Genomic DNA, 22,386 nt, shown 5'->3' on the forward strand with positions numbered 1-22,386 from the left:
TTACCCGGCTGTGGGTAGCAGGGAAATATCGGCAACGCGCAGGAACAGGTTGCGAAGACGGTTGAGTAGCGCCAAGCGGTTGTTTTTAACAGCGTCGTCGTCGGCCATGACCATGACTTCGTCGAAGAAGTTATCCACAGGCTCGCGCAGGCTTGCCAGCGAGGTCAATGCGGTGGCGTAGTCGCCCTGCTCGAACAACGGCAGCACTTTTGCCGCCTGCTCTTCGATCTTCTGCGCCAGAATCTTCTCGGGCTCATCCTGCAACAAGGCGTTGTCGACGGTTTCACCGATGCGGTCGCCACCCTGTTTGGTCAGGATGTTCGATACTCGCTTGTTGGCGCCGGCCAAGGCCAAAGCTTCTGGCAGCTGACGGAAGGCTTCAACAGCTTTCACGCGGCGATTGAAATCCAGTGGGCTGGTCGGACGACGGGCGTGCACGGCCAGATAGACTTCGGCACTGATGCCCTGCTCGTCGTAGAAGGCCCGGAAGCGTTCGAGCATGTAGTTGACCACGGTGCTGGCGGTGTTCTCTTCGGTCAGCACCGTGAAGTTCTCTTCAGCCCATTCACACAGTGTCTGCAAGTCCAGCGGTAGTTCACGCTCGATGATGATACGCAGCACACCGAGGGAGGCACGGCGCAGGGCGAACGGGTCACGGGTACCGGAAGGTGGCTGGTTGATGCCAAACAGCCCGACCAGTGAATCGATGCGATCCGCGATGGCGATGGCGCAACCGGTCAGCGTCGTGGGCAGATCGTCGCCGGCAAAGCGCGGCATGTACTGCTCGTTCAGCGCCTTGGCAACATCGGCGTGTTCGCCATCGGCGGCGGCATAGTAGCTGCCCATAATGCCCTGCAGATCAGTGAACTCCAGCACCATTTCGGTGACCAGATCGGTCTTGGCCAGCATGGCGGCGCGTTCGGCCAGCACCGGATCACTGTCGATGGCGTCGGCGATTTTCTTGGCCAGTGCGGCTACGCGCACCGACTTGTCGTAAATGCTGCCGAGCTTGTCCTGGAATACGATAGGCTTGAGCGCATCGATACGATCTTCGAGTTTGTTTTTGCCGTCGGTCTCGAAGAAAAAAGCGGCATCTGACAAGCGTGGGCGGATCACCTTCTCGTTACCGGCAACAACCTGAGCCGGATCTTTACTCTCCAGGTTGGCGACGGTAATAAACAACGGCAGCATCTGATCGTTGTCGTCGACCACGTGGAAGTATTTCTGGTGCTCCTTCATGGAGGAGATCAGGGCTTCCGCGGGCACTTTCAGGAAGCGCTCGTCGAAGCGGCCCATCAGCGGCACCGGCCATTCGTTCAGAGCCGTTACTTCGTCGAGAAGGTCTTCATCGATGACGGCAACACCACCGGCTTCGTTCTTGGCCAGTGCGTTCACGCCGACACGGATCTGCTCACGACGCTCGGCGAAGTCGGCCAGCACGTAGCCTTCTTGCTTGAGCACGGTCTCGTAGTCAGCCGGGGTCGGGATGATCAGTTCTTTCGGGCAGTGGAAGCGGTGACCACGGGTTTTGTTGCCGGGCTTCAGGTTCATGATCGGCGTTTCGATCACGTTGTTGCCATACAGCATGATCAGCCAATGGACCGGACGCACGAATTCTGTGCGGTGGGCACCCCAGCGCATGCGCTTGGGAATCGGCAACGCCGACAAAGACTGGTTGATCAGTTCGGGCAGCAGCTCCACGGTGGGCTTGCCCTTTTCAACGGTGCGGAACACCAGCCAGGCGCCTTTATCGGTTTCCAGCGTGTCCAGTTGATCGGGGGTGATACCCAATGACGTGGCAAAGCCGGTCAGAGCGCGGGTCGGATTGCCGGCGTCATCAAAGGCGGCTTTGACGGCGGGGCCGCGTTTTTCCACAGACTTGTCGGGCTGGGCATCGGCCAGATCCCGGATGCGCACGGCCAAGCGGCGCGGGGCGGCGAAAGCTTCTACTTTACCGAAGTTAACGCCGGCGTCTTCCAAGCCTTTGGTAATGCCTTGGGTGAAGGCGTCAGACAGGCCTTTGAGGGCTTTCGGAGGCAGCTCTTCAGTACCCAGTTCGACTAGAAAATCCTGTGTAGCCATTATGCTTTCCCCTGTTCCTGCTGAGCCTTTTTCGCTTTTCCGGACTTCTTGCCTTTGCTTTTGGCTTTGGCGTCAGCCGCATCGGCAGCTGCCAGCACCTCTTTGCGGAGCTGTTCGGGCGCTAACGGGAAGCCTTGCTTGCGACGGCTTTCAAAGTAAGCCTGAGCAACGGAGCGAGCCAGGGTGCGTACACGCAGGATGAAACGTTGGCGCTCGGTCACAGAGATGGCGTGTCGAGCATCCAACAAGTTGAAGGTGTGGGAGGCCTTGAGTACCTGCTCGTAGGCCGGCAGCGGCAGGCCGGCTTCGATCAGGCGGGCACTTTCCCGCTCGTAAACGTCGAAGCTGTGGAACAGGAACTCGGTGTCGGCGTGTTCGAAGTTGTAGGTGGACTGTTCCACTTCGTTCTGGTGGAACACGTCGCCGTAAGTTACTACGCCATCCGGGCCGTTGGTCCAGACCAGATCGTAGACACTGTCCACGCCCTGCAGGTACATGGCGATGCGCTCAAGACCGTAGGTCAGCTCGCCAGTGACCGGGTAGCATTCAAGGCCGCCAACTTGTTGGAAGTAGGTGAACTGGGTGACTTCCATACCGTTCAGCCAAATTTCCCAGCCCAGGCCCCAAGCGCCCAGAGTCGGAGATTCCCAGTTATCTTCAACGAAGCGAATGTCGTGTACCAGCGGGTCCAGACCCAAGGCGCGCAACGAGTCCAGATACAGCTCCTGAATGTTATCCGGAGACGGCTTGAGAACAACCTGGAACTGGTAGTAATGCTGCAAGCGGTTCGGGTTTTCACCGTAGCGACCGTCGGTTGGACGGCGGCTGGGCTGCACGTAGGCGGCGTTCCAGGTCTCGGGCCCGATGGAGCGCAGGAACGTGGCCGGGTGGAATGTGCCGGCACCGACTTCCATATCGAGAGGCTGTAGTACCACGCAGCCATGCTGCGCCCAGAAATTCTGCAATGCCAAGATCAGACCTTGAAAGGTCTTGATGTCTGGCGCGGAGTTATTGGTTGCCTTGTCTGTCACGACGTTTGCCTGCTGGTCAGTCTGTGTGTGGCGCTCCGGTTTTACGGAGCACTCCGAAATTTGAAAACGCGCATTATACGCTGGCTGGCGCCGGTTTTCTAAGTGCCAATCTGCGCATTGCTGTGTATGGGCTGAATCAGAAGAATGTGAGCCCTACGTGGAACAGCTTCTCGACGTCCCGGATCCGGGATTTGTCGACCAAAAACAGAATCACGTGGTCGTTTGGTTGCACTCGCAAATGATCGTGTGCAATCAGGACTTCGCCATGGCGCACAATGGCTCCGATGGTGGTGCCCGGTGGCAGCTGAATTTCATCCAGCCGTCTGCCAACCACTTTGGATGAGCGGTGGTCACCGTGGGCGATGGCCTCGATGGCTTCGGCTGCACCCCGGCGCAGAGCGTGTACGTTAACCACGTCACCGCGGCGCACGTGTGTCAGCAAGCTGCCGATGGTGGTTTGCTGTGGCGAGATGGCAACGTCTATGACACCGCCCTGAATCAAATCGACGTAATCGGGGTTGTTGATCAACGTGAGCACTTTGCGGGCACCCAGACGTTTGGCCAGCAGCGAAGCGATGATGTTGGTTTCGTCGTCGTTAGTGACGGCGCAAAAGACATCGGTATTCTCGATGTTTTCTTCCACCAGAATGTCTTTGTTGGCGGCGCTGCCTTCGAGCACGACAGTCCTGCGCAGCTTTTCCGATAACATCACGCAGCGGTCGTGGTCTCGCTCCAGGATTTTCACTTGATAACGGCTATCAAGCGCCCGCGCCAACCGGTAACCAATGTTGCCTCCGCCACAAATGAAGATGCGCTTATAGGGCTTCGACAGTGGCTGCAGCTCACTCATGACGGAGCGTATGTGATCCGTGGCGGCAATGAAAAACACTTCATCGCCGTCCTCGATCACGGTATCGCCTTTAGGAATGATGGCGCGGTCTTTTCGGAAAATGGCGGCAACCCGTGTGTCGATTTTCGGCATATGGGTGCGTAGATAGGACAGCTCTCGGCCGACCAGAGGGCCACCTTCGATGGCTCTGATCGCGACCAGTCGAGTTAGGCCTTTGGAAAACTCCAGTACCTGAAGTGTGCCAGGGTATTCGATCAGCCGGGTGATGTGTTTGGTGACCAGCTGTTCCGGGCTGATCAATACATCGATGGGGAAGCCCCGAAGTTTATCCAGATCTTTCTCTGTATCTTTGTTGTAGAACAGAGCGGGATTGGCCAGATAGGATCCGGCGCGCACCCGGCAGATGGTGGTCGGCGTTTTGTGCAGCAGCTTGGCGACCTGACAGGCCACCATGTTGGTTTCATCACTGTTGGTGACAGCGATCACCATGTCGGCGTCTTGGGCGTTGGCCTCGTTCAGTACCGCAGGATAAGAGGCTTTGCCGTGTACCGTGCGAATGTCGAGGCGATCTTGCAATTCCCGGAGACGAACGCTGTCGCTGTCGATCACGGTGATATCGTTGGCTTCATTGGCGAGGTGTTCGGCCAGAGTACCTCCGACCTGGCCAGCACCGAGAATCAGGATATTCATGCGTCAGGTTTCTCCAGCACGGCGTAGAAAAAGCCGTCATGGCTGTTTGGGTCCGGCAGCAAATTGCGACCGGCATCCGTATCCAGGCCCCAGCTCGCTTCGATTGGCACTAGCTGAGCGTGTTCTTGCTGTTTCAGGAAGCGCTGAATGATCCGGTGGTTTTCTTGTGGAAACACCGAACACGTGGCGTATACCAAACGGCCTCCGGGTTTCAGAATAGACCACATGGCGTTGAGCAAGCCAAGCTGAATGCCCGCAAGCGGCACGATGTCTGATTCACGGCGCAGCAGTTTGATGTCCGGGTGCCGGCGAATAACGCCGGTGGCACTGCAAGGCACGTCCAGCAAGATGCGGTCGAAGGCTTGGCCGTCCCACCATTGCTCTGTGTCAGCGGCATCCGCTTGCAACAGGCTGGCGGACAGATCGAGCCGATCCAGGTTTTCCTGAACTCTTGGCAGGCGTGCTTCCGATTCGTCGATGGCAATGACTTCGGAAAGTTCGGCACAGCTTTCCAGAATGGCGCAGGTCTTTCCACCGGGCGCCGCGCAGGCATCCAGCACCCGCTGGCCGGGCTGCAGATCCATCAAGGTAGTACACAATTGGGCGGCTTCATCCTGAACGCTGACGGCACCGTCTTCGAACCAGGGCAAATAGTCGACCGGAACGGGGCGTTCCAACTGAATGCCAAACGGTGCGAAGCGGGTTGCCTTCGCGCCGATACCTGCGTCGGTCAGGAGCTTCAGGTACTCGTCGCGGCTGAAACGCAGGGCGTTGACGCGCAGGGTCATCGGCGCCTGGGTGTTGTTGGCATCGAGAATGGCTTGCCATTGGTCGGGCCAGTTGTGGCGTAGTTTCTCTACCATCCAGACAGGGTGGCTGTAGCGGCTGCTGTCGTCGCTCGGCTCCGGAGCGCCTTCCCGTTCGGCGGCTCTTAGCACGCCGTTGACCAGCCCGGTCAGGTGCGGTCTGTCGAGCGAGCGGCAGGCTTCTACGGTTTCATTGAGCACGGCGTAAGTGGCCTGTTCGCTGAAGCGAAGCTGAAACAGGGCGACCAGCATCAAGTGATGAATAACCCGGTCGGGCTTGCGCAGGGGTTTCTTCAAGCGTTGGTTCAGCTCGCCGTCCAGGCGGTGAAACCAGCGGCACGTGCCGTAGCAAATGGCTTGCAACTGGGGCCGTTGCTCGGGTGGCAGTTGGCTCAGTGCGTAAGGCAGACATTGTGAGAGCGATTGGCCTTGCTCGACGGAAAGCAGTACGTCGGCTGCGACTGCACGAAACGGCAGGGAGTCATAGAACATGATCAGTTCAGCTCCTGTTCGGGCATCAGCACGGGTTTGCCGCCGTTAATCAGATCGCTCACGCTCAGGGCGCGGGTACCGGGCAGTTGTACTTTGGTGATTCTCAGGCTGCCGGTGCCACAGGCAATGTCGATGCCTTCCCGTTCGCGGTGAAGCACGGTGCCGGGGGCTTTGTCGCTGCCCTGCTCTAAGGCTTGAGCCTGATGCAGGCGGATGCGTTGGTCGCCCAGATCGGTGAAGGTGCCGGGCCAGGGATTGAAGGCCCGGATCAGCCGCTCGATGTCGGTGGCGCTGCGGCTCCAGTCAATGTGACCTTCCTGTTTGGACAGCTTATGGGCGTAGCAGGCTGCATCGTCGTTCTGGGCCTCGCCAGTCAGTGCGTCTTGGCGCAGTTTTGCCAAAGTGTCGACAATCGCTTCGCCACCCATATCGGCCAATCGATCATGCAGGCTGCCGCCGGTGTCGTCCGGGTTAATCGGGGTCGCCGTTTTCAACAGCATATCGCCGGTATCCAGGCCGACATCCATCTGCATGATGGTGATGCCGGTTTCGGCGTCACCGGCGGCAATGGCACGCTGGATCGGGGCGGCACCGCGCCAGCGAGGCAATAAGGATGCGTGGATGTTCAGGCAACCGTGGCTCGGTATCTCCAGAACCGCTTTCGGGAGAATCAGACCGTAGGCGGCGACAATCATCACGTCCGGTTTCAGGCCGGCCAGCTCCTGTTGTGCTTCTTCGGGCTTCAGGCTTTGGGGCTGGAACACAGGGATGTCGGCATCCAGTGCCACTTGTTTAACCGGGCTTGGCATCAGTTTGCGGCCCCGGCCGGCGGGCCGGTCAGGCTGACTGTAAACGCCTACAACAGTGTGCCCGGCCGCAAGAATGGCTTTCAGGGCAATGGCAGCGAAATCCGGGGTTCCGGCAAAAACAATGCGCACGGTGGTGTTATCTCTGTGTCGTTGAATACGAAAAAACCGGGTCGTAACCCGGTCCTGAATTCGGTTTGGAGCTGAGCTGCATTATCCGGCTCGGACTCAGGCGCTCTGTTTGTGGAGTTTTTCCAGCTTCTTGCGAATGCGGTTGCGCTTGAGAGAGCTGAGATAATCCACAAATAACTTGCCGTTCAGGTGATCCATCTCGTGTTGGATGCAGACTGCAAGAAGGCCGGTGGCTTCCAGCACGAACTCTTCACCATTACGGTCTTTTGCCGTAATCCGGCAGTGTTCGATGCGCTTTACGTCTTCGTAAAAACCGGGCACCGAGAGGCAGCCTTCCTGCATGGCTTCCAGATCGCCATCCAGCACTTCAATTTTCGGGTTGATGAACACCCGAGGCTCGCTCTTGTCTTCGGACAAATCCATGACGACGATCTGCTTGTGCACGTTCACCTGTGTCGCCGCCAGGCCAATGCCGGGCGCATCGTACATGGTCTCGAACATGTCGTCGATCAGCGTGCGGATCTCGTCGGTTACCTCGTCTACCGGCTTGGCAATGGTGCGAAGGCGCGGATCCGGGTACTCAAGAATATCTAAAATCATAATGCTCTGGCTTCTCTGAAATGCGACGGCGTACTGCGCAAATTTTCTTCACAAATCTATTATGAAGCATGTGTGATGGGGGTATTATCCGATAAATTACCGATTGAGTACAAACTGATCAGTTAATAGTAGGATTCTATCGAGTATTCCGCAGAATTTACTGGAAGAACAAAAGATAACATCACAAATCCCCATACATCTTCTATAGTAACGGGAATAACCGCGTAACACGCTGCGGGTGAACTGTGGCGATGTTACCGAACGCTAAGATTCAAGGCACGCGATCAAGGATACAGACAATGAGGAAATTGTTGTACGCTCTGGCAGCTACTACGCTGCTATTTACCTCCTGGGCCCAGGCACAACCCGAGTTCAAGGCTGACCATCCTGAGCGTTACACTGTCGTCAAAGGGGACACCCTTTGGGACATTTCAGGGCGTTTTCTGAACAACCCCTGGTACTGGCCGGAAATCTGGCACGTGAACCCGCAGGTTGCTAACCCTCACCTGATCTATCCGGGCGACCGTTTGGCGTTGGTATACATCGATGGCAAACCGCGCCTTACCAAGGTAGCTTCCGGTGATGTGAAACTGTCTCCACAGATCCGTTCCGAAGCCATTGATACCCCGATTCCCGCGATCCCGCTGGATGCCATTGCCAGCTTTTTGACCGACACCCGCATAGTCAGCCCCGAAGAAATCAACGGTGCTCCTTATGTGCTGGAAGGTGAAGATGGCCGCATCATCACCGGAGCCGGAGACAAGATTTACGCCCGTGGCGAAAAGCCTGCGGATCGTGTCGGCGTGTTCCGCCGCAGTCAGGAGTTTGTTGACCCGGATACCGGTGAGTTCCTGGGTCTGGAAGCGCGCAGCATCGCTCGTGGTAACGTGGCAGCAGAGAACGGTGACGTATTGACGGTTAATCTGACCCGCTCAAGCGAAGAAGTTCGCATTGGTGACCGCTTGTTGGTGAGCGAAGATCGTCGTTTGACCACTAACTTTATGCCGAGTTCACCCGATGAGCAGATCGAAGGCAAGATGATCTCTGTCGACGGCGGCGTCAACCAGATTGGCCAATACAATGTCGTTGCCATTAACCGCGGTGCCCGTGAAGGCCTGAAGGCCGGTAATGTGCTGGCGGTGATGAAGGCTGGCAACCGTGTTCGTGATCCAATCACCAATGAAACCATTGAACTGCCTTCCGAGCGCGCTGGCTTGCTGATGGTATTCCAGGTCTATGAAAAGCTGAGCTACGGGTTGGTTCTGAAAGCAACTCGTGCGCTGTCAGTGGGTGACAAGGTCGTTAACCCCTGACGCCTCCCTGCCCGCGTAGCCAGCAATAGCTGCGCGTGGCGGATAGCAGTACCATTGAATGGCTGGGCCGGAGCGCCCGGCCATTGTTGTTTTCAAGGATGAAAAATGTCGGAACAGGAATTTTTGCAGTCTGAAACTGGCCGCTGGCTGGTGCTTTCTCTTCTTCCCCGCTTTGGAGTGCGAGTTCGTGAACGCGTGCAAGCCAATACTCCCAGGCTGATTGATGCCCTCGATCTGAATGCCGCTACCCTCAAAGCGCTGGGTATGGGTACCGATGCCATTGAACTGGTGCAAGCCTGGCAAACGGTTGGTACCAGTCACTCAAAGATCCAGCAGGCACTCCGAGTGCATCAGGCTTGCTTGCAGCATGGCATTGCTGTGATCGGCCAGAGTCATCCCGATTATCCGGAAGCGCTGCGGCAAATACATAATGCGCCGCTCGTGCTCTACCTTCTGGGTGATAGTCGTTTTTTATTGCAAGACCAGATCGGCGTTGTCGGGAGTCGCAACGCAACCCGGCAGGGCTTGGATCATGCCCGTCAATTTGCCGCGGAACTGAGCAAACGCGGCCTGTTGATCACCAGTGGGCTGGCGCTGGGGATTGATGGTGCAGCCCATGCCGGGGCGCTGGATGCGGGACACCCCACCATTGCGGTGGTGGGGTGTGGTTTGGATCGGCTTTACCCGGCGCAGCATCGCAAACTGGCGCACCGCATTATCGATAACGGACTGATTGTGTCTGAATACCCACCGGGCACACAGGCACGGGCCGCCTACTTTCCGCAACGGAACCGCATCATCAGCGGCTTGAGTCGAGGTGTACTGGTGGTGGAGGCGAGCCTGAAAAGCGGTTCGTTAATTACCGCAAGAACCGCGCTTGAGCAGGGTCGCGAGGTGTTTGCCATTCCCGGCTCGATCCACAGTTCGGTTGCCAAAGGCTGTCATCAGCTTATCAAACAGGGTGCTCGACTGGTGGAAACGGCTGATGACGTGCTGGAAGAATTAGGCACCTGGTGGTCGATGCAAGACAAGCCGGCGCCAGTGGCTGTCAGTACGATGGCGAAGCCCGACCTGGACAGTCGGGAAATCGCGGTATTCGAGGCTTTGGGGTATGATCCACAGTCTACCGATGCACTGAGTCTTGCCACTGGATTACCGGCCGATCAGCTGATGCAATCACTTTTGCTGCTGGAGTTGGAAGGTTTGGCGTGTTCTGCCCCGGGTGGGTACTTGCGGCGAGGCTGATCCGTGCATTTTCTTTGTTTGAGCAAGCAGGTTGTACGATTTCTCTATGTCGCCAACGTCGTCCATGAATGCCTGGCAACAGCACTGTGCCCGTCGCACTGTGTTGGCCGGCGGAGTAATTGCTTACCCCACCGAAGCGGTATGGGGCTTGGGGTGTGACCCTTGGAATCATCAGGCTGTTGAACGCATCTTGGAGATGAAACAGCGGCCGATGGAAAAGGGCATGATTCTGGTCGCGTCGTCCATCGATCAGGTACGATTTCTGCTGGACCCATTGCCCCGTGTACTGCAATGGGAAGCGGAGCAGCACTGGCCGGGGCCGATCACGTGTCTGATCCCGGACGTCCTTGAGCAAATCCCGGAATGGGTGCGGGGCCAACACAGCACCATCGCGGTTCGCGTCTCTGACCACCCCTTGGTGCAGGACCTGTGTAACGCGACCGGGATGCCGCTGGTCTCAACCTCGTGCAACCCCGCAGGCCGTCCGCCTGCGCGCAACATCTGGCAAGTGCGATGTTATTTCGGAAAGGAACTCGACCGCGTGATACCGGGCGCACTCGGGGGCAACCGTAATCCCAGCCGTATTATCGATATCCTCACCGGAAAACAGTTTCGTTAGGAGCAAGCATGTCACAGCAGCCGGACTCTCTGGTCGTTAAAGAGTACTTACTGGGCCTTCAGGATCGCCTTTGCCAGCGATTGGCAGCGTTGGATGGTCAGACTTCCTTCATCGAGGACAGCTGGGAACGGCCAGAAGGCGGCGGCGGGATCAGCCGGGTGATCGCTGACGGCAAGGTGTTCGAAAAAGGGGGCGTGAATTTTTCTCACGTAATGGGTGCCACCATGCCGCCATCAGCAACGGCGCACCGCCCTCATCTGGCGGGCGCACCCTGGCAAGCCATGGGGGTGTCTTTGGTTATGCATCCTGAAAACCCCTATGTGCCAACTTCTCACGCCAACGTCCGCTTTTTCATTGCCACCCCCGAAAAAGGTGAGCCGGTGTACTGGTTTGGCGGTGGCTACGACCTGACCCCCTACTATGGCTTCGACGAAGACTGCGTGCATTGGCATCGTACCGCGCGCAACGCCTGTGAGCCCTTCGGAGACGATGTTTACTCGAGGTTAAAGCATTGGTGCGACGAGTACTTTTACCTGAAGCACCGGCAGGAACCTCGAGGTGTGGGCGGTCTGTTCTTTGATGATCACAATACCGGTGATTTCGAACGCGACTTTGCCTTCATGCAATCCGTGGGCGACAGTTACGTTGAGGCTTACGAGCCTATTGTGCAGCGCCGGGCCGATCATGCGTGGGGCGAGCGGGAGCGCGATTTCCAGCTCTATCGCCGGGGACGTTATGTGGAATTCAACCTGGTGTATGACCGTGGCACGTTGTTTGGTTTGCAATCGGGTGGCCGGACCGAATCCATTCTGATGTCGATGCCACCGATGGTGCGCTGGGATTACAGCCGCCAGCCGGAGCCTGGCAGTGAAGAGGCTCGGCTGACCGAATACTTCCTCACGGACCGAAATTGGCTGGAGGGTATTGATGAAAAATGAACTCTACGCGGTGGTCGGAAATCCGATTAACCACAGTAAATCGCCCCGTATTCACAGCTTGTTTGCCCAACAAACCGGTGAGCCGGTGGAGTACACCGCCATTCAGGCCCCCTTGGACGATCTTTCCGGGACGGTTCAGCAGTTCTTTGAAGGCGGAGGCAAAGGCCTGAACGTGACCGTGCCGTTTAAAGAGCAAGCCTGGGTGCTTGCGGAGCACAGAACGCCCAGAGCGGAGAAAGCCGGAGCGGCCAATACGCTATATCTTGATCAAGAGAATGATCTTGTGGCCGATAACACAGATGGAGTTGGCATTGTTCGTGATTTGCGCGAAAACCAGAAGGTGTTGCTCCGAGGCGCACGGATTCTCGTGTTGGGAGCTGGCGGAGCCGTGCGAGGCGTGTTGGGCCCGATACTGGCGGAACAGCCGGCGGCATTAACCCTTGCCAATCGCACCGTTGCCAAAGCCGAGGCGTTGGTCCGGTTGTTCACCGAAGAGGCGGCAGAGGTTGAGTTTTCAGCCTGTGGTTTTGAGCAGCCGGCACAGCCGTTCGATGTCATTATCAACGGCACCAGCGCCAGTTTGCAGGGTGATCTGCCGCCGATCTCCGGGAATGTGATCGGGCCGGATACCGTGGTGTACGACATGATGTACTCTTTGCAAACCACCACGTTCAACCAGTGGGCGATGGATAACGGCGCCCGACGCGTATACGACGGGCTGGGTATGTTGATCGAGCAAGCGGCAGAGGCGTTTTACGTGTGGCGGGGTGTCCGCCCGGAAACCGCTCCGGTTGTGGACGAACTTAGGAACGACTGAGCCGGGGTTGATACCGTCGGCCATAAGGGAAGGTCATGGATATTCTGACGCTTGTAGGGCTGCTCGCTGGAGTTGTGATTGTGCTGCTTGCCATGTTGGCAAACGCGTCGATTATGACCTTCCTGAATCTGCCGGGTTTGGCCATTGTTCTTGGCGGCACCTTCGCGGTTACTCTGATCAAATTTCGTTTGGCCACCGTGGCCAGTGCGTTTCGCCTTGCCGCTAAAACGGTGTTCACCGACCGCCTTCCCCGCCCTTCCGCGTTAATTTTAGAAGTCGGTGAACTGGGCCGTATGGTCCGAAAAGAAGGCATTTTGGGCCTCGAGGAGCATGAAGCTAGCGATGAGTTTCTGAAGAAAGCCATAACTCTGTGTGTCGATGGCCACCCACCGGAGTTGGTTGAAGAAGCGCTGCTGCAAGAAAGTCAGCAAATCGCCGAACGTTACGAAGTCGCTGAGCGGGTATTTCGGGGTATTGGCGAATCGGCGCCGGCCATCGGTATGCTCGGTACCTTGATTGGGTTGGTCCAGATGCTGAATACGCTCGACGACCCGTCAACCATCGGCCCGGCCATGGCCATCGCCTTGTTGACGACCTTGTACGGCGCGTTTATTGCCCAGTTGATTGCCCTGCCCCTGGCGGAAAAACTGCAGTTGAAGGCGGAAGACGATGCCCGGAATCAAATGCTGATCATCACCTCGATCAAGAGCATCATGCGGGGCGAAAACCCCAGAGTGATGACAGAGTTTCTGTCATCCTACGTTTCCCCCGAGCATCGAACCGATCTTGCGCCTGAAAAGGAGGCATAAGGTTTGTTGCTGCCCCGCCCTCGAAAGCGCCAGAAAGCCCAAAAGGGCGCGCCAGACTGGATCGTGACCTTTGCTGATCTGGCGACCTTGCTGCTGACGTTTTTTATTCTGTTGTTGTCGTTTGCTGAAATGGATGTGCAAAAGTACCGGGCCATGGCGAATTCCATGTCGTTAGCCTTTGGTTCCCAAAACGTCTTTGGCGAAGGTATAGGTGGTTCGCCGATTACTCTGGTGGAGTCTGATACCGTGTCACTGCCCGAGCCTTCGGACTCGTTGCAGGAGCAGCCCGAATTTATTGATGAACGAGCGGATCAGTCGGAAATTCGTCAGATCCCAGGTGGTGTTCTGGATCTGACTTCCAGACTGGTTCAAGAGCTGGAGCCGGAAGCAGCGGCTGGTACGTTACAAGTCAATTATGACGAAGATCAGGTAGTTATCCGGTTTTCTGAAGAAGCCACCTTCCGATCCGGGGATGCAGCCATCAAGCCCAACATGATCCCGATTATTGAACGGGTCGTAACCGTTTTGGCCGGCTGCGAGGGTGATGTGGTGGTGTCCGGGCACTCGGACGATCGTCCGATTTCCAGCAGTCAGTATCGCTCCAACTGGGACCTTTCGGCCGCAAGGGCGGTCTCTGTGGTGCATGAGCTGGTGATGAACCGGCAAATTCCAGCCGAGCGTGTGATGGCGGCCGGCCGGGCTGAAACGCGACCATTGGCGGCAAACGATACCCCGGAAAACCGCGCTTTGAACCGCCGTGTGGAGATTTCCATCCGGAACCCTGAGTGCCAGACAGAGGAAGCGGCTGATCAGCTTCCCATCGATATTCTGCCATGATCTGCAAAGCCTTATGCTTGCAGTGCAGATCCTCATAGTACTTTCATATAACTGACACAGATTCAAAGCCTTATACTGTGCGGCCTTAACACCTAGAATCCATTGGGAGTGAAATCAATGAGCGGACCGGATAAGCCGAAAGTCCTTGACGAAGAGTGGAGCGACGAGCGGGTAAAAAGCTTCCTGGACCTGGAGCCATATGACAAGACGATTCAGGCGGATCACTTCGTGCTGTTACGTGCCTATGAAGCCATGCGTGCTGAGGATTTCGAGCGTTTTGTCGGATTTTTTGTCGCGGCGGGACGCAATCTGAATGCCGCGGACGAGCACGGTGAAACGATGTTGGACCGTATTTCCAAGCATGGCCGCAGTGGCGATTACGCCCGCGCGCTGGAAGACGCAGGCGCCAAGGCGGCCGCCGGAAACTGAGTTCCGGCTGGGATTATTTTGAAGCTTCGAGGTATTCGTTCTTCAGCTTCACGTAGTTGGCAGCGGTGTACTTGAAGAAGGTTCTTTCTTTGTCGCTCAACGCTCTGGCTTGTTTGCAGGGTGAGCCGACATAGAGATAACCGGATTCAAGCCGCTTGCCCGGCGGGACCAGTGCCCCTGCCCCGATGATCACCTCGTCTTCAACGATGGCCCCGTCCATCACGGTGCAGCCCATGCCCACCAGCACCCGACTGCCAATGGTGCAACCGTGGAGCAGCGCCTTGTGGCCGACGGTGACGTCATCGCCCAGAATCAGTGGCCAGCCACTTGGATTGAAATCACTGGCGTGAGTGATGTGCAAAACGGATCCGTCCTGAATGCTGCAGCGGTCGCCAATGCGGATTTTGTGCATGTCACCACGGATGACGGTCATTGGCCAGACTGAGCAATCGTCGCCCATTTCCACGTCGCCGATCACCACGGCACTCTCGTCTACCCAGGTACTTTTACCAAATTTTGGTGTGCTACCCTTGTGAGTTCGTACATTCGTCATTACATATACCTTTTACAGGCCTCGAATTGAGGGGAAAGAGTCTTTGGGAGGAGAGCTTTCCAAAAAACGCTCCTGCGGCACATCCACGTGGCGCTTCTGCTTCGCCATCCATGGTTCCGCACATTTTTGGAAAGCTCTCCTCCCAAAGACTCCCCCAAGCATTGGAGTTGCCTGAAAGTACCTTAAACTGAAATAGCTGAGAAGGGGACTTATGAATAACCCGCTACTGACTGACGATCTGCTGCCGAAGTTCGAGCACATTCGCACCGAGCACATGGAAACGGCGATTGACCAGATTCTCAGCAAGAACCGGATGAAGATCCAAGCGCTGGCCGAACAGGAAGATCCTACCTGGGATACGTTGGTGCAGCCCATGCAGGCGATGGAGAACGACCTCAGCAACGCCTGGTCCGTGGTTTCGCATCTGAACGGTGTCATGAACAACGACGACCTGCGCAAGGTGTACAAGAATTGTCTGGAAAAGCTGACCGAGTACAGCACCGAAATCAGCCAGAACGAAGCCCTGTGCAATGCCTATAAGAAACTGGCCGCCCGGGACGATTACCAGAACCTCAGTGAAGCTCAGCGCAAGTCCATCGAAAACACCCTGCGTGATTTCCATCTGGGCGGTGTCGACCTGCCGGAGGACAAGAAGAAGCGTTACGCGGACTTGTCCCGTGAATTGGCAGAGCTGTCCAACAAGTTCAGTGACAACGTGTTGGATGCTACCCAGAACTGGTTCAAGCAGATTACCGATGTCAGCGAATTATCCGGTGTGCCGGAAAGCGCCATCGACGGTGCCCAACAGGCCGCTCGCCAAAAAGAGTTGGACGGGTATGTCATCACTCTGGATTTCCCCAGCTTTTATCCGGTGATGACCTACTGTGATAACCGTGAACTGCGCCGGGAAGTATACGAAGCCTTCGTCACCCGCGCGTCCGACCAAGGCCCGGATGCCGGGACCTGGGACAATACCCCGGTGATGGCCGAGATTCTCAAGCGCCGCCATGCGTTGGCGCAGCTACTGGGCTTTAGCAGCTACGCCGAGCGTTCACTGGCCACCAAGATGGCCCGAGGCGTGGATGAGGTGCTGGAATTCCTGAATCAGCTGGCGGAAAAATCCAAGCCACAAGCCGAGAAAGAGTTTGCCGAGCTGAAGGCGTTTGCCACAGATGAACACGGCGTGGACGATCTGCAAGCATGGGACGTGGGTTATTACAGCGAGAAGCTTCGTCAGAAACGCTACGACATTTCACCGGAAACGCTGCGCCCCTGGTTCCCTGTGGATAAAGTGGTGCCGGGTCTGTTTCGGGTGGCTGAGAAGCTGTTTGGGGTCCAGATCGAAGAAAAGCCCGAGGTCGAAACCTGGCACGAAGAGGCTACGGCTTATTGCATCAGCCGCAACGGCGAGCCCATTGCCTGGTTCTATCTGGACCTGTTTGCCCGCCAAGGCAAGCGAGGCGGAGCCTGGATGGCTGATTGCCGGGTACGCTGGCGCAATATGCGCGGCCAGCTGCAGCTGCCGGTAGCGTTCCTGACCTGTAACTTCACGCCGCCGGTGGATGGTAAACCGTCGTTGCTCACCCACGACGAAGTGACCACCCTCTTCCACGAGTTCGGTCACGGCCTGCACCACATGCTGACGCAGGTTGAGGTAATGGATGTCTCCGGCATCAACGGTGTGGCTTGGGATGCGGTTGAGCTGCCGTCCCAGTTCCTGGAAAACTGGTGCTGGAACCCGGAATCCCTGGCGCTGATTGCCAGCCATCACGAAACCGGAGAGCCACTGCCCGAAGATCTGTTGCAGAAGCTGTTGGCGGCGAAGAACTTCCAGTCCGGCATGGGCATGGTGCGCCAGTTGGAGTTTTCGTTGTTTGATTTCCGCCTGCATGCGGAATTCACCGATGAAGCCCCCACTAACCCGCTCGATATGCACCGCAAGGTACGTGAAGACATTGCCGTGGTTCAGGCGCCGGAGTTCAACCGTTTCCCGAACGGTTTCTCTCACATCTTCGCGGGTGGCTACGCCGCGGGCTACTACAGCTACAAATGGGCCGAGGTGTTGGCGGCGGATGCCTTCTCATTGTTCGAGGAAAAAGGCATCTTCGATCCGGAAACCGGCAAGGCATTCTTGCAGAATATTCTGGAAAAAGGCGGTTCGCAGGAGCCCATGGAGTTGTTCAAAGCCTTCCGTGGCCGTGAGCCACAGGTGGATGCGTTGTTGGAACAATCCGGCATCACTGGCGAAGTAGCCTGATACAATGAAAGCTGGCCGTACTATTGCGGCCAGCTGGTTAATCTGGAGTTGAGTTATGCCGAGTCCAAAGCGTTTTATCGCCGGTGCGGTTTGTCCGCGTTGTGCGGAGATGGACAAGATCACGATGTTCACGGATGACAAAGGCGATCAGGTGCGTGAGTGCGTGGCTTGTGGTTATACCGATGCGTTGTCTGAGGTTGAGCAGCCAGCGGCTCCGGAAATTGAAACCCGGGTGAACACGCGGGGCAATGATGACGACCATACGGTTAAGCAGGTGGTGTTTTTTAAGGCTGGCTCTGAGGACTGACTTTTCTTGGAGTATGGCTGTGTAGCCTGTTGGGGTGGGAGATGGTCGGGGTTCGGGAGAGGGAGCCTAAACGGAAAACGTGGTTTTCCTGATAGTTTTGGCCCCCTCTCCCGAGCCACCTCCCCCCAAAAAAGAGAAGGCTAAAAAGGGCAGGTTACTTACAAAGTTAAAGAACCATAGCCGCCAACCACCCAAAGCCAAGCAGCGGCAAGTTGTAGTGCAGGAAGGTCGGAACAACCGTATCCCAAATATGGTTGTGCTGGCCGTCAACGTTCAAACCGGCGGTAGGCCCAAGGGTGGAGTCAGAAGCTGGTGAGCCAGCATCACCCAGAGCACCGGCGGTGCCGACTAACGCTACGATAGCCAGCGGGCTGAAACCCATTTGCAGGGCCAGTGGTACGTACAAAGCCGCGATGATGGGAATGGTGGAGAACGACGAGCCAATACCCATGGTAATCAGCAGGCCGACGACCAGCATCAGCAATGCGGCCAGAGGCTTGTTCTCACCGATGGCTGCCACCGAACCTTCTACCAGACTGGCGATCTCGCCGGTTTCCCGCATCACTTCCGCAAAACCATTGGCGGCGATCATGATGAAGCCGATCATCGCCAGCATTTTCATGCCTTCGGTGAACAGGTCATCCGCTTCTTTCCACTTCACCACGCCGGAAATATTGAACAGCACAAAACCCGCCAGTGCACCCAGAATCATCGAGCCCAGCCAGAGCTGGACCACGAACGCTACGACGATGGCGATCAGTGCCATGATCAGAGTTTTCGGGCTGTATTTGATATCCACCCGTTCGGTTTGGCTGATCAGTTTGAGGTCGTAGCTACGGCCACCGCGGTAGCTGAAAAATACAGCGATCAGCAGGCCCACCAGCATGCCGAGGGCCGGCAAGGCCATCGCTGACATGACATTCAGCTCACTGGCATCGACACCGTTATCTGCAACGTTAGCTAGCAGGATTTCGTTCAGGTAAATGCCGCCGAAACCTACCGGCAGGAACATGTACGGGGTGATCAAACCGAAGGTCAGTGCACAGGCCACCAAGCGGCGATCCATTTGGAGCTTGGCCATCACGTACAGCAGCGGCGGGACGACCAGCGGGATAAAGGCGATGTGAATGGGCAGGATGTTCTGGGACGACATCGCAACCGCGACCAGCAGGCCGATAATGATGAAACGAATGCCGGTCGCAGCGCCGCCTTCGTCTTGCTTACCCACCAAAGCCAGGGCTTTGTCGGCCAACGCGTGGGCGAGGCCGGATTTGCCGATAGCAACAGCGAAGGCACCCAAGGTAGCGTAGGATAAAGCTACCGTGGCGCCGCCACCCAAACCGGCGTTGAAGGCATCGATGGTAGCCTCGAGAGACATTCCTGCGACAAGGCCACCAGATATGGCGCCGATAATCAGGGCAACAACAACGTGGATGCGGCACAAGCTCAGTACGAGCATGATCAGTACCGCGGCAACAACGGCATTCATGGCAAACTCCGGCTGGAAACTGAAAGTTAGCTGGCACCTTCAGGGCGCCAGCGGCACGAAAAGTGGGCTAATGTGCAGGAAATGGCCGTGTCAGTCAAAGCGGTTGTGTAACTAACCGTTGATGTCGACCCGGGCAAACCGGGGGACTTCTTCTCCAGACACCTGGACGGTTTCGCGAAACATGCTGAGAGGGCGCACCCACAAGCTGTGATCGCCATATAAACAACGGTAGACCACAAGCGATTCTTCAGTTTCGCTGTGCCGTGCTACGCCGATGACTTCGTAATCGCGGCCTTTATAGTGGCGATAGCGGCCCGGTGAGATTGTTTGTGTGGGTCGGCTCATGAAGGTTGCCCTGTGGGTTGTGAGTTATGCTCTTAGTGAAGCAGATAATTCAGCCGGTGGAACCATAGTGGCCACATCGGCTGATGTCCGTGTTGCACAGTGCTAGAAACGGCGGCCGAAATCGGGTGGCGGTCTGGCGTGATTGCCTGCCAGCCTCCATCATCTGATCATCAGTTCTTGAGCTTGTACCTGCCCGGCCCGAGAAAAATAAGCGCCAACGCGGTAAACAAGAAGAAGCCTTGAAGTTCCAGCGACCAACCGCCGTTGCTGCTGAGCGACAAAAGCTGGTGACTGTGCACCAGTGCGATGGCGACGATCATGTTGAAGACCACGATCAGTGCGCCGATGCGGGTTTGATAACCCAAAATGATCATCAGCGGCGCGATAATCTCTCCGATGTAAACGCCATAGGCCAAGATGGCCGGCAAGTTGTGGCTGGCCAATTGGCCTTCAATAAACCCGACTCCATTGAGTAACTTGGACACTCCGTGGAACAGCAATAGGCCACCAAGGGTGAGTCGAATAATCAGTTTTCCCAAGTCTGCATTGTCCATCACGAGTGTTTTTCTCCTTAATGATTTCAATAAGTAAGGTGCATTTCGGCGCTCAGTTTAGCGGGTTGCCCGGTAGCCGGAAAGGCGCGGTGTAAAGTTGAGGCGGTGGGAAAGCTTGCTGGAAGGCTAAAGTATGCTGGGCCTGAGCGAAAATTGAATATGGTTGCGATCCAGAAGGTGTTCCCAGAACTGCCGCATCCAGTCCCATGCCCGGTTGTTAACCTGATTAACGAAGGGTTCAAGGTCAAGACTGTAGTAATCAGGCGTACCGGCGATCTGGAGCACGGTGATGGTAATCGCATCATCCAGCTCATTGGCAAATGGTTCGCCAATCAGCTCGTGAACCAGCAGGTTTGCCCTGGTGGCTTCGAGATCGAAGAGTTCACTGGCACGAATGGAGCGGTTATTGTCGTGCATCTCTTCCATCAGGCGATGGCACAAGTAAGCGCGGATCAGTAGTCCATCCAGACCATCGTACTGGACCAGTAACACGGAAGGCTGAGTGAAGTATTGGGTCGCGCCGTCAATAAACGGTTTGAACAGTTCTCTGATGCCTGCTTCTTGAGCGCATGCGTCCACGCATTCGATCAGGCGCGGGGCCATTTCGATGTATTCGATGGCGAACTGGAACAGGCTGGTGGCGGGATTCGAGCCTCCCACGAGGATTGATGGGGGGAGCTGATTTACCTTTCCTTTCATCTGGCGCAGAAATGTGCCGGAGCGAGCCTCCTTACGCCGAGCCTGATCAATAATCTCGAGAACTGCTTGTGGTGTCATTGCAGGAGATGCCGTTGTGTGTACGAGTTGAGGTCGCAAGGCCCCTCCTTGGTTTAACTAAGCGCAACCGAAAGCAGGACTGAGGTGGCTGGCCACCACGATCTGCCCGCCATTTCTGGTTATTGTAGCTAAATTTCCCGAGAGTGCTGCGGCCGAGTATTAAATAAAGTTTCGGTTCGTAGTCGATGATTTCGGACTAATGAGGCTGAAACCAGAGGTCCTGACGAGTGTAACGCCAACACAGCCAACCCATACTGGCGGCCCGGGCGAGCATCAGACTGACCAGTGATAACCACAGGCCATGGTTGCCCCAACCGGTGGTTAGCCACCATATAGGAAGAAACACGACGAGGGCTGAAAACAGCATGGTGTTTTGCATCTCTCGGGTGCGGGTTGCGCCAATGAACACGCCATCCAACAAAAATCCCCACACTGCCGCGAAGGGCAATAACCAAAGCCAAGGCAAATACTGCCAAGCCGTCATTTGAACCGCGTCGATGTCAGTCAGCAGACTGATCAACCAACGACCGCCCAGCACGAAGGCAATGGTCAGCAGCAGTGCGCCCCAGATTGACCAGCGCAGAGCACTGCTGAACACGGTTTTGAACTGGTCTTTGTTGCCTTTTCCAATGGCTTCACCGATTAGTGCCTCGGCGGCATTGGCAAAACCGTCCAGAGCGTTGGAGATTACCAGCAGGAAGGTGATCAAGACTGCGTTGGCGGCAAGAATAATGTCACCCTGCCGCGCCCCCTGAGCGGTGAAAAAGGCGAGCACCAACAATAAAGCGATGGTGCGCACCATGATGAAACGGTTTACCTGAAGAATGCGCAGATAATCCGCGATCTGACCGAACAGTTCCCGGGTCAGTCTTTGCCCCTCGGGCATACGCTGGAGCACGATGATAAAACCGATCGCGGTGGCGCTGTATTCGGCCATAACAGTGGCCATGGCAACGCCACGGCTGTTCCAGCCCAACACGGACACGAAGAAGATATCCAGCACAATGTTGATGCCGTTGGCGATGATCAACATCACCATTGGGCCCCTGGGATATTGCGTGCCAATCAGCCAGCCCACGAGTGTGTATTGGCACAGCACCGCGGGTGCGCTCCAGATACGAATCGAGGCGTACTCAGCCGCCAGTTCAGCCACCGATGGGCTGGGGTTCATTAACTGCAAGCCGAGCGTGATTAAGGGGTGGTGGAACAGGATCAGTAACACACCAATGCCCACCGCCAGCATCAGCGAGCGCAGCAACAACGCGACCTGAGCAAAGGAATCCTGTTGGCCCCAGGCTTGAGCGGCAAGCCCGGTGGTACCCATGCGCATAAAGCCGAAGGTCCAGTACAAAATGCTGAACAGGTTGGCCCCAACGGCGACCGCACCTAGATATTCGGGGTTCTCCAGATGACCAAGAACGGCGGTATCCACCAAGCCCAGCAGCGGCACTGTGAGGTTCGTCAGCATCAGCGGCCAGGCAAGCAGCCAAAGGCGCTGGTCCGTAAGGCTGAAGATCTTCTTATGCAATTTTATCATTAAGCCGGGCCGTTTATCTCATTTAGGTTTAACGGGATTTTTAGTGTTTTGCTTATCAGTGTCTACACTGA

General features: G+C 56.4%; 22 protein-coding genes. 10 read left to right on the forward strand and 12 right to left on the reverse strand.

The window, feature by feature from the left end; translation table 11 throughout:
* The 6 genes from glyS to def form a co-directional block, all read right to left on the reverse strand.
* Positions 1-2,082 carry a glycine--tRNA ligase subunit beta gene (gene glyS / locus VOI14_RS00220; protein WP_323750005.1) on the reverse strand — a complete coding sequence of 694 codons (2,082 nt, stop codon included), beginning with the start codon at positions 2,080-2,082 and terminating at the stop codon, positions 1-3.
* On the reverse strand, positions 2,082-3,113 hold the full coding sequence (gene glyQ, locus VOI14_RS00225) for a glycine--tRNA ligase subunit alpha (RefSeq protein WP_416361373.1): 1,032 nt from the start codon (positions 3,111-3,113) through the stop codon (positions 2,082-2,084). The genes glyS and glyQ overlap by 1 nt, the downstream gene beginning before the upstream one ends.
* A gap of 136 nt (positions 3,114-3,249) precedes the next feature.
* Positions 3,250-4,653, reverse strand: coding sequence for a Trk system potassium transporter TrkA (gene trkA, locus VOI14_RS00230; protein ID WP_323750006.1), 1,404 nt, complete (start codon positions 4,651-4,653; stop codon positions 3,250-3,252).
* The gene (rsmB, locus tag VOI14_RS00235) at positions 4,650-5,951 is read right to left on the reverse strand and encodes a 16S rRNA (cytosine(967)-C(5))-methyltransferase RsmB (protein WP_323750007.1); all 1,302 of its coding nucleotides are present in this window, start codon (positions 5,949-5,951) and stop codon (positions 4,650-4,652) included. Before rsmB ends, trkA begins: the two co-directional genes overlap by 4 nt.
* A gap of 2 nt (positions 5,952-5,953) precedes the next feature.
* Positions 5,954-6,889 carry a methionyl-tRNA formyltransferase gene (gene fmt, locus VOI14_RS00240; protein ID WP_323750008.1) on the reverse strand — a complete coding sequence of 312 codons (936 nt, stop codon included), beginning with the start codon at positions 6,887-6,889 and terminating at the stop codon, positions 5,954-5,956.
* Positions 6,890-6,985: 96 nt separating this feature from the next.
* Positions 6,986-7,492 carry a peptide deformylase gene (gene def / locus VOI14_RS00245; protein WP_323750356.1) on the reverse strand — a complete coding sequence of 169 codons (507 nt, stop codon included), beginning with the start codon at positions 7,490-7,492 and terminating at the stop codon, positions 6,986-6,988.
* Positions 7,493-7,788: 296 nt separating this feature from the next.
* Here def and VOI14_RS00250 point away from each other — a divergent pair, with 296 nt between their 5' ends.
* The 8 genes from VOI14_RS00250 (at position 7,789) to VOI14_RS00285 (ending at position 14,496) form a co-directional block, all read left to right on the forward strand.
* A complete protein-coding gene (locus VOI14_RS00250; RefSeq protein ID WP_323750009.1) occupies positions 7,789-8,802 on the forward strand; it encodes a LysM peptidoglycan-binding domain-containing protein in 1,014 nt (337 codons plus the stop codon).
* Positions 8,803-8,907: 105 nt separating this feature from the next.
* A complete protein-coding gene (gene dprA / locus VOI14_RS00255; protein ID WP_323750010.1) occupies positions 8,908-10,047 on the forward strand; it encodes a DNA-processing protein DprA in 1,140 nt (379 codons plus the stop codon).
* Positions 10,048-10,093: 46 nt separating this feature from the next.
* Positions 10,094-10,666: an L-threonylcarbamoyladenylate synthase gene (locus VOI14_RS00260; RefSeq protein WP_323750011.1), complete on the forward strand. Its 573-nt coding sequence runs from the start codon at positions 10,094-10,096 to the stop codon at positions 10,664-10,666.
* A gap of 8 nt (positions 10,667-10,674) precedes the next feature.
* Positions 10,675-11,604, forward strand: a complete 930-nt coding sequence (hemF, locus tag VOI14_RS00265) for an oxygen-dependent coproporphyrinogen oxidase (protein ID WP_323750012.1) — start codon at positions 10,675-10,677, stop codon at positions 11,602-11,604.
* The gene (gene aroE, locus VOI14_RS00270) at positions 11,594-12,421 is read left to right on the forward strand and encodes a shikimate dehydrogenase (RefSeq protein ID WP_323750013.1); all 828 of its coding nucleotides are present in this window, start codon (positions 11,594-11,596) and stop codon (positions 12,419-12,421) included. Before hemF ends, aroE begins: the two co-directional genes overlap by 11 nt.
* 35 nt (positions 12,422-12,456) lie before the next feature.
* On the forward strand, positions 12,457-13,230 hold the full coding sequence (locus VOI14_RS00275) for a motility protein A (RefSeq protein WP_323750014.1): 774 nt from the start codon (positions 12,457-12,459) through the stop codon (positions 13,228-13,230).
* Between the two features lie 3 nt (positions 13,231-13,233).
* Positions 13,234-14,067 (forward strand): flagellar motor protein MotB, encoded by an 834-nt coding sequence (locus VOI14_RS00280; protein ID WP_323750015.1) that lies wholly within the window; start codon positions 13,234-13,236, stop codon positions 14,065-14,067.
* Positions 14,068-14,184: 117 nt separating this feature from the next.
* The gene (locus VOI14_RS00285) at positions 14,185-14,496 is read left to right on the forward strand and encodes a PA4642 family protein (RefSeq protein ID WP_323750016.1); all 312 of its coding nucleotides are present in this window, start codon (positions 14,185-14,187) and stop codon (positions 14,494-14,496) included.
* A 13-nt stretch (positions 14,497-14,509) separates the two neighbouring features.
* Here the strand turns inward: VOI14_RS00285 and VOI14_RS00290 are convergent, their stop codons facing one another.
* Entirely contained in the window at positions 14,510-15,049 is a 540-nt protein-coding gene (locus VOI14_RS00290; protein ID WP_323750017.1) for a gamma carbonic anhydrase family protein, read from the reverse strand.
* Positions 15,050-15,260: 211 nt separating this feature from the next.
* On the opposite strand from VOI14_RS00290, the gene prlC reads away from it, so the two are divergent.
* Positions 15,261-17,306 carry an oligopeptidase A gene (prlC, locus tag VOI14_RS00295; protein ID WP_323750018.1) on the forward strand — a complete coding sequence of 682 codons (2,046 nt, stop codon included), beginning with the start codon at positions 15,261-15,263 and terminating at the stop codon, positions 17,304-17,306.
* Positions 17,307-17,361: 55 nt separating this feature from the next.
* Positions 17,362-17,613, forward strand: a complete 252-nt coding sequence (locus tag VOI14_RS00300; RefSeq protein ID WP_323750019.1) for a YheV family putative zinc ribbon protein — start codon at positions 17,362-17,364, stop codon at positions 17,611-17,613.
* A gap of 166 nt (positions 17,614-17,779) precedes the next feature.
* Here VOI14_RS00300 and VOI14_RS00305 read toward each other — a convergent pair whose 3' ends face one another.
* The 5 genes from VOI14_RS00305 to VOI14_RS00325 all read right to left on the reverse strand — a co-directional run bounded on the left by VOI14_RS00305 (position 17,780) and on the right by VOI14_RS00325 (position 22,315).
* Positions 17,780-19,102: a Na+/H+ antiporter family protein gene (locus VOI14_RS00305; protein WP_323750020.1), complete on the reverse strand. Its 1,323-nt coding sequence runs from the start codon at positions 19,100-19,102 to the stop codon at positions 17,780-17,782.
* 111 nt (positions 19,103-19,213) lie between these two features.
* Positions 19,214-19,447: a DUF1653 domain-containing protein gene (locus VOI14_RS00310; protein ID WP_323750021.1), complete on the reverse strand. Its 234-nt coding sequence runs from the start codon at positions 19,445-19,447 to the stop codon at positions 19,214-19,216.
* Between the two features lie 170 nt (positions 19,448-19,617).
* Positions 19,618-20,004 carry a DoxX family protein gene (locus tag VOI14_RS00315; RefSeq protein WP_323750022.1) on the reverse strand — a complete coding sequence of 129 codons (387 nt, stop codon included), beginning with the start codon at positions 20,002-20,004 and terminating at the stop codon, positions 19,618-19,620.
* Positions 20,005-20,127: 123 nt separating this feature from the next.
* The gene (locus VOI14_RS00320) at positions 20,128-20,778 is read right to left on the reverse strand and encodes a hypothetical protein (protein ID WP_323750023.1); all 651 of its coding nucleotides are present in this window, start codon (positions 20,776-20,778) and stop codon (positions 20,128-20,130) included.
* A 196-nt stretch (positions 20,779-20,974) separates the two neighbouring features.
* On the reverse strand, positions 20,975-22,315 hold the full coding sequence (locus VOI14_RS00325) for an MATE family efflux transporter (RefSeq protein ID WP_323750024.1): 1,341 nt from the start codon (positions 22,313-22,315) through the stop codon (positions 20,975-20,977).
* Positions 22,316-22,386: the final 71 nt, after the last annotated feature.

The sequence above is a fragment of the Marinobacter sp. genome (assembly GCF_034669625.1).
Taxonomy (GTDB): domain Bacteria; phylum Pseudomonadota; class Gammaproteobacteria; order Pseudomonadales; family Oleiphilaceae; genus Marinobacter.